Here is an 11,819-nt window from a genome sequence, read left to right as displayed (position 1 = left end):
ACAATCAAAGGGAACAAAAATATGAAATCGATTTCCAAGGCGGCAGCGCTGCTGGCCGCAATGACCTTTGGCGTGCCTGCTTTTTCGCAAACAGCACATGCTGAAGAAAACGTCCGGATCATTCACGGCAATCCGTTGATGATCAACGCGGTATTCGAACTCTACGTTCCGTTGGCCATGGGATGGTGGAAGGATGAAGGTTACAACGTTGAGGTGGTCTTCTCGCAGGGTTCGGCTGCTGCTGTTCAAAGCATCATCGGCGGCAGCGGCGATATTGGCATGATGAACAGCACACCCTGGCTGGCTGCCGACAGCAAGGGACTTGCCGACATTCGCATGGTCGCCACGATGCGTAACACCTCCTGGCGCCTGCTGACCATGGCAGATAAACCGATCAAGACCGCGAAGGATCTCAAGGGTAAAACGGTCGGCATCGCGGTCGCTGGCTCCGGCGGTACGATGTACCTGAACAGTGTACTCACCAAGGAAGGCGTTGATCCTCAGCGTGATGTCCGTCAAGCCGTGATCGGGCTTGGCGCGCAATCGTATGAAGCGTTGAAGATGGGGCGGGTGGACGCAAGCCTTACCTTCATGTCTGAAATCGCCAACTTCAAGGCGCTCGGGAACGACGCTGCATTCTACTACGATGAAAACTGGCTGGACTTCCCGGATTATGGTCTTGTCGCAACGCAACAGATTCTGAAGGATAATCCGAAGATGGTCGAGGCGCTGGCGCGGGGCATTGCCAAGGCGCAGGTCTTCGCCGCGGCAAATCCCGAATGCGTTGCAAGGATTTTCCGTAAAAACTATGGCGCGAACCGCACACTGACACTCGAACAGGATACGGACATTGCCAAATCCAACCTTGCCGAGGCCAGGATCTCCTTTGATCGCGCCGGAGGTAAGTTCTACGCCAATGTCTCCAAGGATGGTCTTGGCAAGCTGCAGAACTTCCTGCTTGAAAACAAGCTGATTTCCCAGGTCATCGATACCGCAAAGGTAGTCCCGGACGACGCCGCCTTCTTCGAAAAAATCAATAACTTCGATCGCCAGGCGGTTGTGGCTCAGGCCAAGGCATGTGCGGGTTTCTGAAAACGTCTTTGCTGCCCCCGTGTGCAGGGGTGAAGTCATGACAACAATATATTCAATGCCTATAGGAGTTTTATGAAATGATGCACTTTGACCACGTTTGCCTCGGAACACGCAATCTCTGGGAGGGTGCCGAACGTTTGAAATCGGAAACCGGTCTGGGATTCTATGAGGGTGGCTGGTTTCCAAAACTGGGCCTTGCCAACAAGATTTTCCCCACGGGCGGAGATACCTACATCGAGGTTGAAAGTGTAGTGGATGTTCACGAGTACGAGAACGGCAATCAGGCCGCTCGTTTCTTCCGTGACAAATGCCGTGACGGAGACGTGTTCATCGGTTGGTGCGCGCGCGTGGACAGCCGTGCCGAACTCGAGCAGGTGGCGAAGCGTCTCGGAGCTGACGTTTTCGAGACTGGCCTTCGCCAGCGGCCCGATGGTGTACTCGGTGTTGCCGTCAGGACGCCGGAAACCATACCTTGCTGGGCGGTCGGTTTGCCGAATTTCTTCTTTCCAACCGACATGACCAAGCACCCATCCAGGATGCCGACGCAGTACGGCACGAAAACGGCCCGTGGCGTCACATGGGTAGAACTTGGCGGAACGGAAGAAGAGATGAGTGACTATCTTGGTGTTCACGCCAGCAGCCTGAACCTGCGCTTCAACGGTGCAGAGCATGGCCTTCACGCGATGGGTGTCGCAACAACCGAAGGTGAGATCGTCATCCGCCGCAAGGTTCTGTCGGGAACGACGGGAAAACTGCCGCAGATGGCATAATCAAAGGCGAGCCGCGGCGATAACAGGAATACTCGCTCAGAATTTTCTGACCGGCTTTAAGATTTGTCCGGAGCGACGGACGTTGCGGTGGATGGACCATATGCCATCTGCCGTGACCTCCCGTCGGCAGGATGTCATCGAGAGTTACGGCGGGCGGGACAAGGCAAGACAGCTCCTGCACGAATTGCGTCTTCCGTTGTATCAATGTCGCTCAGGGCGCCTGGGCCTATGTCACAAAAACTGACCGGGAGCCCTGAATCGCGAATTACGTTTGTCGCCCCTCGATCTGCATCAAGCAATCTCACCGCTGCAAAGCATCCTCTAGGAAGAATTACCGGATGCCCTGGCGAGCGACGGTAACAAGCACGCACAACGCTCCTGCCGTTGTCAGCCTCAAAGCACCGGATGAGCTTCTGAATGTCCAAAGCTCGCAAATCTGGCATATCGGCAAGCATTACCAGAATTCCATCAACGTCCGCGAACTGGGGCTGGGAGAAGCCTACGGCAAGCGACGTCCCCATCCCTTTCGCGTAGTCCGGATTTCTACCAATATAAAGGGGGAGACCGGAAAGAGCTGTGCTGACCTTCTCATGTCTATGACCTGTCACAGCAACAATTTTCGAAAGGCCTGTGTCGAGCAAAGTTAACGCCGACCGCCGAACCAACGGGATACCGTTAATCTCAACAAGCAGCTTGTGTCGGCCGTGGGACATGCGAGTCGAGCAGCCGGCTGCGAGAAGGACTGCGCCGATCGATTTCATTGAACCTCATCAACTAAAATATCTTCGTTATCGAATCTCATGAGTAAACGGCGAGCTTAGCAGCGATCACGTCAGCCACGATTGAAACTGCCAGCGACGCGGAATCCTTGGTCGGTGCGAACATTCCCACAGGTGCCCTGAGCCTTGTGATCTCCGACTTCGAGAAACCTTCAGCTCTCAGGCGATCACATCTCCTGCGGTGTGTTTTTGTGCTGCCCAAAGCGCCAATGTAGAATGCTGACGATCTAAGTGCCTTCGTCAACAACGGGATTTCACGTTCTATATCGTGCTCGAGTAGCACTACCGCCGTCATTGGATCGATCAATTGTGCCACGTCGCCCCCGTCATTTATTCCAACAAATCTGACATCAAGGCCTGCCGCCGACGCGACACGCGATACCGCATCCGCATCGACGGACCGGTTTGAAACGAGCAATCGGATGGAAGGCCGGTAGATGGTGACAAACCCATCTGAATCCCATCCGTCCCGTGCCGGCGGATCAACGAGGGAGAGTTCTTGAGCTGAAGGACAATAGCGTAACGCTGTAATCTTCCGATTGCCAACTTCATCAAGCAGACGCTGGAGCGCCTCCGACTTCCGAAGAACATGAATTGCGACAGTGATCGTGCCACCGCAGGGCAGGGCTATGTCGAAGAACGGGGACTCTGCCCCGAACATAACCGTTCTGTCTCTTCTGGCGGCGATAGCTTCCATCGCCTCCATTGCAACGGCGGCTTCAACACATCCTCCCGAAACATACCCACAAAAGTTACCGTCGTCTGTCACCGCTATTTGTGCACCCAGCGCGCGAGCACCGCCGCCTCGGATTTGCACAAGTGTCGCAAGCGCCACATCATTTGTCCTGTAAGATTGAATCGCGAATTTTAGTATCTCGAGAGGATCGTCAGTGAGAATTGCCCGTACGGGTGTTCTCAGAATTGTTTCATCGCTATTCATCATTACGATCCACCGCTCTCTCAGTACATGTAGGGTGGTGGGCGCCATAGTATTACCATTCGCCAATCTTCACCGGTGATGTCGTTCTTTTCCAATTTCACATAGCCAGTCGCCGCAACGCCGCACCTAATTTCCATACATTCGACAAGTGTAGGACCAGACGGACGCCAGCCTGATCAACGTGTCTGGTTTGAGTTGCGGGGGAACGCCTTATCCCAAACGTCGGACCACGAATTGGTATCCGAAAGCCAGATTTCAATGGCATGGAATTTGGCCCAAAGCCTGGAGTTTGGAACCTATCCATAAGTGTAGCATCGACTTCGGGCAAAGTTCTCTAGGATTTTTCCATGATGGGCGATGACGCTTGCCACAGGGCAATACTCCTGGCGCCACGAGAGGGAATATGTATCCACGCAAACGATTGCTTCAGGCGGTGGCGGTAATCAGCGCAGCCGGCGTGTTGGCTCTCGGCATCGCCGCATGGGTGGTGTATGAGCCGGAAATTCCAAAAATCCCCCGTCCGCAGGCTTCGGCATTCCCGGCCGACCAGATCAAACGCGGTGAGCAGCTTGCGACAGTAGGGGATTGCATCGTCTGCCATACGAAAGATAACGGAGCACCTTTTGCGGGTTCGCGCGCTCTGCCGACACCTTTCGGAACCCTTTACTCAACTAATATCACGCCGGATGAGGAAACGGGAATCGGAAACTGGTCTGTCGAAGCTTTTCGACGCGCCGTAAAAGAAGGCGTCGGGCGCGATGGCAGTCACCTTTATCCGGCTCTTCCTTACGAACATTTCACCAAGGTCAATGACGCCGACGTCGATGCGATCTATGCATTCCTGATGTCGCGCGAAGCGGTTTCCGAAGTGGCTCCGGACAACCAGCTTTTACCGGGTCTTGGGATACGTCAGTCTCTCGCTGGATGGAAGCTCCTGTTCCTCCACCGCGGCCAGTCAGAGGATGATCCAACGAAATCGCCAGAGTGGAATCGAGGCAAATATCTTGTAGATGGCCTGGCTCACTGCGGCGCTTGTCACACCCCTCGAAATTTGCTCGGCGGCGAGAAATGGGGCGACGAGTTTGAGGGGGGTATAGCCGAAGGTTGGAACGCACCAGCCTTGACCGCGGACAATCCTTCGGCCGCACGATGGAATGTGGACGCCCTCACCGAGTATCTCACGACCGGGACGAGCGCTGCTCACAGCACTGCGGCTGGTCCAATGGGACCGGTGACAGAAGGGCTGTCGAGGCTAAACGAGAAAGATGTTCACGCGATCGCGACCTACATCGATACCGTGATGCATCCTCCCGGCACCGCTCAATTTGCTACTCATAACGCCAACGTCGACAATTCAAAGGAGAGATCCGCCCAGAGCGGCGCGGCTCATCTCTTTCAGGGCGCATGCGCGGGTTGCCATGAACCGAGGAGCCCAATGGCGATACGCGGGCGACCACTTCTCTCCGCCACATCGGATTTGAACGCGGATGATCCTCGAAATTCAATCCAAGCGGTGCTTCAGGGGATCCATGCTCCCGTCGGCAGCAATGCACCATATATGCCCTCATTCGCTGACATTCTAACGGACAGCCAGATTGCCGCACTGTTGGGCTATGCACGCTCACGGTTCACCTCAAAGGCCCCATGGCCGGATCTTGAAAAGATTATCCGCGACATCCGAAAGGAGAATCAGGAATGACGGTGTCGATAGTGGTAAACGGAAAGCAGCACGACATCGAGTCGAGTCCGGACACGCCATTGCTCTATGTTCTTCGCGATGAGCTGGAACTCAACGGCGCAAAGTATGGTTGCGGATTGGGCCAGTGCGGTGCTTGCACCGTACATATAAACGGCACGGCTGTTTTTTCATGCCTCACTCCTGTTGGAGCGATTGGAGACCGCCAGGTCCGCACACTTGAAGGTCTCGGAACGATTGATGCACCCGGCGTGTTGCAGAAGGCGTTTCAGGACGAACAGGCCGCTCAGTGCGGTTACTGTATTGCGGGCATGATAATGCGCGCTCAATCTTTGCTGGATAAGAACCCTCGGCCCACAGACGAGGAAATTCGAACCCATATGCAGCCCAATCTCTGCAGATGCGGAACACATGTGCGCATCCTGCGCGCCGTACGGCGTGCGAGCGATGAACTCGTCAAGCAGGGGTAAAGCCATGAATCATCAAATGACAAGGCGCTCGTTCCTTGCTGCTGGCGGCATCGCTGTTGCATTTTCCATTACACGTCCCGCGTTGGCGCAACTGGCTGGTGGCGGGGAGGGTGGCCCGGGACCAACTGTCGTTGCGGCAAACCTGCCCGGCAGTCTCAAATCGTTTCCTTTCCTCGATTCCTGGATCCAGATCGATGAGCAAGGCAAGGCCACCGTCTACACTGGAAAAGCGGAACTCGGCCAAGGTATTCGGACGGCCCTGATGCAGGTGGCGGCCGAAGAACTCGATCTGAAGCCTTCAGATCTCCATCTTGTGACGGTAGACACGTCGCGCACCCCCGATGAGGGTCTAACCGCCGGTAGCCACTCGATGCAGGATAGTGGAACCGCAATTCGCAACGCTGCTGCCAATGTGCGCATGCTGTTACTTCAGAAAGCATCGATCGAGCTTGGCATCCCCGTCGGTGATCTGGTGACCAATGGTCAAGGCTCGGTCACGGCCAAGGACGGTCGTCGCTTGAGTTACGGCGAGATCGCCCGGACAATGGATTTGCACGTCGAAGCGGTTCCCGACGCACCGCTTCGACAGACCGCTGAATTCAGAACGATGGGGCAAAACCTGCCGCGCGTCGATATCCCAGCGAAAACGACAGGCGGAGCCGCGTTTATCCATGACATGCGCCTGCCGTATATGCTTCATGCCAGAGTCCTGCGAGGGCCAAGCGAAGGTACTCGCCTTCAATTGCCTCCGGCCCGCGAGATCGAGGTGATGCCGGGTGTGGTGAAATTTGTCCAGAACGGCAAGTTTGCCGCCATCCTCGCAGAGAAGGAATGGGACGCGATCACGGCGATGCGCGTCCTGCAAGCCCTACCTTACGATACCGCACCAAAACCTTTCCCGCACGGCCCGGTATCGGAGACGCTGAAGTCTCTTCCGTCAAGGGACATCGTCATTCTCGATACGAACAATGCAGTCGCCAACCCGGTCAAGTCGGTCAAGCACAGCTATTCCCGTCATTGGATCAGCCACGGCTCGATTGGTCCCTCCTGTGCTGTCGCGTGGTTGAAGGACGATTTGCTGACGATCTGGACACATAGCCAAGGCACTTACGATGTTCGTCGCGTTGCCGCCGAACTCCTCAATCGTCCGATCGAGAAGATCCGCGCAATTCATGCTGAAGGTGCGGGATGCTACGGGCAGAACGGTGCTGATGACGTCGCTGCCGAAGCCGCGCTCCTCGCCATGTCTGTGCCAGGCCGGCCGGTGCGACTGCAGTGGATGAGAGAGCAGGAGTTCGGGTGGGAGCCTTTGGGGCCGGGCATGGTTACCGAGGTGGACGCTGCTCTGGACGAAACAAACCGCATTGTTCGCTGGGACTACGGTGTATGGAGCAATCCGCACAATAATCGGCCGGTTGGCGCGGGCGGCGTTCTTGTGGGTAATGAAGTGGTTCCACCATTTGAAGCTCCGGAGGGCAAGCCAATTCCGATGCCGGAAGGTGACGGCAGTCGCAATTCGAACCCGCTTTACGATCTGCCGAACATGAATGTGATCTATCACTTCATCAAGGACATGCCGATCCGCGTCTCGGCATTACGCTCCTTGGGAGCACATTTGAACGTCTTTTCAATCGAGAGCACCCTTGATGAACTGGCATTAGCGGGCAACGTTGATCCGCTGGAATTGCGGCTGAATCATATGTCTGACGCGCGCGCACGCGGCGTCATGCTGGCCGCAGCCGACAGGTTTGGATGGGAAAAGCGAAAGAAATCCCGGCCGCTGAACGGCTTTGGTATGGCCTTTGCAAGATATAAAAACCTTGGCGCCTATTGCGCGGTATTCATGGAGATTTCTGTAGATCGCGACACCGGCATGATCACAGTTGAGAGAGTCAATGCGGCGACCGACTGTGGCGAGGTCGTGTCGCCGAACGGTGTAATCAATCAGGTGGAAGGTGCAATTTTGCAGTCGCTTAGTTGGTGTGTGCACGAGGCCTCACTCAATGACGGCAAGGTGCGGACGAGCTTCGATTGGAGCGCTTATCCGATCCTCAGGTTCCTCGAAGTTCCGCTCAAAGTCGACGTGGCGGTAATCGAACAGCCGGGTAAACCTTTCCTCGGAGTCGCAGAGTGTGGCCAAGGCCCGACATCGGCAGCACTGGCCAATGCGCTGGCTGATGCAACCGGTGTGCGCTTCACGCATATGCCACTGACCCCGGAAAAGGTTCGTAAGGCGATTGTAACGAATTGACGCCGCCGTCGTGAGACGACGCTGCTTTTCCGGTTCTGGTCCTACGCAGTAAAAAAGGCCGATCTTCCTGTACAGGCCTTTGATCCAGCGCGACGATAAACGCACTCCCTTCGCGGTAGACAGCCCGGCTGCGACTTTTATCGGTGACCACCCAAGGGCTAACGCGAAGGTGATGATAGCCATGGCACCGGAGAATCGATCCAGCGTAGCGACCGGCAGCCGAAGCTGCTAAACGCAGCGCCAATCGACGCAGGAAAAGGAACCATCATGATTCAGCCGACAACTTCGTTTCAGGAAAATCTGCAACTTCTGCCGTCCATTGAAGGTGTCGCTCGGATAGACCTCACCGACCGGGCTGGTGTGATTGTCGCGACGATTGAAAACCAGCCTGGCAAACAGGGCTCGCTCGCTGTCTACCAATATCTCCAGCAATGCTTCGGTGTGCTCAATGTGGAGGCTGCCACCCACGCGGTTGATGTTTTCGCCGAACACAGTGACGATGCAAAGAAGCGCCCTGGCGCTCACCCCAATATCGATCGGTTGCTAGAAATCATTGACGGCGCGGCGCCGTTGAACATTCGGATTGTTACTGGGTAACTGCTTGCTAGCCTGGACGGATGGCCTCGGAGAAATGCTTGGAAATCCTGATCAGCGTGTCGAGGAGGATGCTATTCTGTTTTCGATGCGTCTGCGTTGCTTAACGTCATACCAGGTTCCTCTCATAGGCAAAGGAGGGCGGAATTCATGCTATCTCGAGGGGTAACAGTGCTGGTTGTCTCTGGTCGCATGCTGTGTTTGGCGGCCGTCGTTCTGTTGATGACCCTGGGAGCCGCGATGTCGCAGAGTGATGATTATCGCCTGATTAAAGCGGTCGAGCAGGGTGATGCGCCTGCTGTTGCGTCAATGCTGAAGGCCGGAATGAATGTCGACGTCCGGAACGAACGGCGGCAAACTGCTTTGCTTGTTGCTACGCATGCAAACAACGTCGCAATTGCCCGCGTGTTGATCGAGGCTGGCGCGGATGTAAATGCAAAAGACGATATTCAGGATAGTCCGTATCTGTACGCTGGCGCACGAGGGCATCTGGAAATCCTCAAGCTGACGCTAGCCCATGGGGCGGACCTGCGAAGCACCAATCGATACGGAGGCACGGCGCTGATACCAGCATCAGAGCGTGGCCATGTGGAGACTGTTGACACGCTTATCTCAGCAGGTGTCGATGTAAACCATGTTAACAATCTCGGATGGACTGCGCTGCTCGAGGCCATCATTTTGAGCGATGGTGGGCCAAAGCATGTTCAGATCGTAAAGCGCCTTGTCGATGCGGGTGCAGATGTAGAACTTGCAGACCGCGATAACGTGACCCCGATCGAGCATGCGCAAAACAGAGGCTACACGGAGATCGTCGCGATCCTGGAAGGAGAATAGGTTTTCCGCCTTCGAAGGAGCTGCGATGCCATTCGGGGATGAGCCCTCGGCAATCTGGATTCCCCGATCAGAGCGTCTAGCGTTGCCGTGGAGCCTGCCGTGATGCAACTCCTGTGGCAATGGATTATCGTACAAGTCAGATATCGACCGATGCCGGCGCGAGCCTCTTCTCTCGAAATCGGTACGACGATCTTTACCGTTCCGATATGGCCCGCCGCGTGGAAGCGGCGGACCATATCTCTCTTTAAAAGTCCATTCCGGCGGCAGCTGGCATTGCAGGCGCGGCATCCTTTGGCTTTTCGGCGATCATCGCTTCCGTCGTGACAAGCAGGCCGGCGACAGAGGCGGCATCCTGCAGGGCAGTGCGAACCACCTTCACCGGATCGATGACCCCTTGGGCATAAAGATCACCATATTCGCCCGTTTGGGCGTTCCACCCAAACGACAGATCTGTCTTTTCCCGAAGCTTTCCGACGACGATCGAACCTTCGGCGCCGGCATTTTCAGCAATCTGTCGCACAGGTGCCTCGATTGCCCGGCGAACGATCTCGATACCAACGCGCTGATCGTCATTCGCTGTCGCTAGGCCCTCAAGCGCCTTCACCGCCCGCAGGAGCGCCACGCCCCCGCCGGGCAGGATACCCTCTTCGACGGCTGCGCGGGTCGCATGAAGGGCGTCATCGACGCGGTCCTTCTTCTCTTTCACCTCGACTTCGGTCGAGCCGCCGACGCGAATGACGGCGACACCGCCTGCGAGCTTCGCAAGACGCTCCTGCAGCTTTTCGCGGTCGTAGTCGGATGTCGTCTCCTCGATCTGAGCACGGATCTGAGCCACGCGGCCGTCGATCTCGGCCTTGGAACCGACGCCATCGATGATGGTCGTGTTTTCCTTCTCGATCGCGACCTTCTTGGCGCGGCCGAGCATGTTCAACGTGACGTTCTCCAGCTTGATGCCGACGTCTTCGGAGATGACGGTGCCCCCAGTTAGGATCGCGATGTCTTCCAGCATCGCCTTGCGGCGATCGCCGAAGCCCGGAGCCTTAACCGCGGCAATCTTCAGGCCGCCACGCAACTTGTTGACGACGAGCGTTGCGAGCGCTTCACCTTCTACGTCTTCAGCGATGATCAGCAGCGGTTTGCCGGACTTCACCACAGATTCGAGTATCGGCAGCAAAGACTGCAGATTGGAGAGCTTTTTCTCATGGATGAGAATGTAAGGCTCCTCGAGTTCGACCCGCATCTTGTCCTGATTGGTAACGAAGTAGGGCGACAGATAACCTCGGTCGAACTGCATCCCTTCGACGACTTCCAGCTCGGTCTCGGCAGTCTTGGCTTCCTCGACGGTGATCACACCTTCATTGCCGACCTTCTCCATCGCTTCAGCGAGATACTTGCCAATTTCGTCGTCACCATTGGCCGAGATCGTTCCAACCTGAGCGATTTCCGAATTGCTGGTAATTTTGCGGGCGTTCGCTTTCAGCTCTTTAACGACTGCATCCACTGCGATATCGATGCCGCGCTTCAGATCCATCGGATTCATGCCCGACGCAACCGCCTTGGCGCCTTCCTTAACGATCGCCTGGGCAAGAACAGTTGCGGTGGTAGTACCGTCGCCGGCGAGATCGTTGGTCTTTGACGCAACTTCGCGCAGCATCTGGGCACCCATGTTTTCGAACTTGTCTTCCAGTTCGATTTCCTTGGCAACCGAAACGCCGTCTTTGGTAATGCGCGGCGCGCCGAACGACCTGTCGATGACCACGTTACGTCCCTTCGGACCAAGCGTCACTTTGACCGCATTGGCCAGGACGTCCACCCCGCGCAGCATGCGTTCGCGAGCATCGGTGTTGAATTTGACTTCTTTCGCAGCCATTTTTTCACTCCTTCAATAGGCAGCTTTTTTGACTGATGGGGGGGAGCGGCGCGTGATTAAGCAGCCTGCTTTTGCTCGGCCTGGGCTTCGATAATGCCCAGTACGTCGCTTTCCTTCATGATCAACAGATCTTCACCTTTGATCTTTATTTCGGTGCCTGACCATTTGCCAAACAGGATGCGGTCGCCAGCCTTGACGTCCAGCGCCTGGATCTGGCCCGCCTCGTTGCGTGCACCAGGCCCGACGGCGACAACTTCGCCTTCCTGCGGTTTTTCTTTGGCCGTGTCAGGGATGATGATACCGCCCTTGGTCTTTTCTTCGGATTCGATCCGGCGGACGAGAATACGGTCATGAAGCGGTCGGAACGACATGTTTTCCTCCATTGGACAAAAAAGATGACGCAAGATCCCCTACCGGACCGGGTGACCAATCCGGACGGGTTCGAACCTCGATCGAGCGTTCGCGTGGAAAGATTTATTTTCGGGATTTTTTGATTTCAAGAGGTTGATTCAGAAAAACTAGC

The 11,819-nt window shown here is 55.9% G+C and carries 11 protein-coding genes; 7 read left to right on the top strand and 4 right to left on the bottom strand.

What is annotated here, in order from left to right:
- Positions 1–21: 21 nt before the first annotated feature.
- Both N7578_RS01440 and N7578_RS01435 read left to right on the top strand, forming a co-directional pair.
- On the top strand, positions 22–1,092 hold the full coding sequence (locus tag N7578_RS01440) for an ABC transporter substrate-binding protein (protein ID WP_311108541.1): 1,071 nt from the start codon (positions 22–24) through the stop codon (positions 1,090–1,092).
- A 77-nt stretch (positions 1,093–1,169) separates the two neighbouring features.
- On the top strand, positions 1,170–1,862 hold the full coding sequence (locus N7578_RS01435; RefSeq protein WP_311108540.1) for a VOC family protein: 693 nt from the start codon (positions 1,170–1,172) through the stop codon (positions 1,860–1,862).
- Between the two features lie 134 nt (positions 1,863–1,996).
- Here N7578_RS01435 and N7578_RS23740 read toward each other — a convergent pair whose 3' ends face one another.
- Positions 1,997–2,623: an NTP transferase domain-containing protein gene (locus N7578_RS23740; protein ID WP_422646653.1), complete on the bottom strand. Its 627-nt coding sequence runs from the start codon at positions 2,621–2,623 to the stop codon at positions 1,997–1,999.
- A 37-nt stretch (positions 2,624–2,660) separates the two neighbouring features.
- Positions 2,661–3,584 (bottom strand): XdhC family protein, encoded by a 924-nt coding sequence (locus N7578_RS01430; RefSeq protein WP_311108539.1) that lies wholly within the window; start codon positions 3,582–3,584, stop codon positions 2,661–2,663.
- Between the two features lie 400 nt (positions 3,585–3,984).
- On the opposite strand from N7578_RS01430, the gene N7578_RS01425 reads away from it, so the two are divergent.
- The 5 genes from N7578_RS01425 to N7578_RS01405 all read left to right on the top strand — a co-directional run bounded on the left by N7578_RS01425 (position 3,985) and on the right by N7578_RS01405 (position 9,426).
- The gene (locus N7578_RS01425) at positions 3,985–5,280 is read left to right on the top strand and encodes a cytochrome c (protein ID WP_311108538.1); all 1,296 of its coding nucleotides are present in this window, start codon (positions 3,985–3,987) and stop codon (positions 5,278–5,280) included.
- Positions 5,277–5,747 carry a 2Fe-2S iron-sulfur cluster-binding protein gene (locus N7578_RS01420; protein WP_311108537.1) on the top strand — a complete coding sequence of 157 codons (471 nt, stop codon included), beginning with the start codon at positions 5,277–5,279 and terminating at the stop codon, positions 5,745–5,747. Before N7578_RS01425 ends, N7578_RS01420 begins: the two co-directional genes overlap by 4 nt.
- A gap of 4 nt (positions 5,748–5,751) precedes the next feature.
- Positions 5,752–7,998: a molybdopterin cofactor-binding domain-containing protein gene (locus N7578_RS01415; protein WP_311108536.1), complete on the top strand. Its 2,247-nt coding sequence runs from the start codon at positions 5,752–5,754 to the stop codon at positions 7,996–7,998.
- Between the two features lie 267 nt (positions 7,999–8,265).
- Complete coding sequence (locus tag N7578_RS01410; protein ID WP_311108535.1) at positions 8,266–8,595, top strand: DUF2322 family protein; 330 nt, start codon at positions 8,266–8,268, stop codon at positions 8,593–8,595.
- Between the two features lie 219 nt (positions 8,596–8,814).
- Positions 8,815–9,426 carry an ankyrin repeat domain-containing protein gene (locus N7578_RS01405; protein ID WP_422646683.1) on the top strand — a complete coding sequence of 204 codons (612 nt, stop codon included), beginning with the start codon at positions 8,815–8,817 and terminating at the stop codon, positions 9,424–9,426.
- Between the two features lie 244 nt (positions 9,427–9,670).
- On the opposite strand, the gene groL is transcribed toward N7578_RS01405, so the two are convergent.
- Complete coding sequence (groL, locus tag N7578_RS01400) at positions 9,671–11,296, bottom strand: chaperonin GroEL (RefSeq protein WP_311108534.1); 1,626 nt, start codon at positions 11,294–11,296, stop codon at positions 9,671–9,673.
- Positions 11,297–11,352: 56 nt separating this feature from the next.
- Positions 11,353–11,667: a co-chaperone GroES gene (gene groES / locus N7578_RS01395; RefSeq protein WP_311108533.1), complete on the bottom strand. Its 315-nt coding sequence runs from the start codon at positions 11,665–11,667 to the stop codon at positions 11,353–11,355.
- Between the last annotated feature and the right edge of the window lie 152 nt (positions 11,668–11,819).

This window comes from Agrobacterium tumefaciens (assembly GCF_031801495.1).
In the GTDB taxonomy this organism is placed as follows: domain Bacteria; phylum Pseudomonadota; class Alphaproteobacteria; order Rhizobiales; family Rhizobiaceae; genus Agrobacterium; species Agrobacterium tumefaciens_K.
This window is presented reverse-complemented; position numbering and strand designations above follow the sequence as displayed.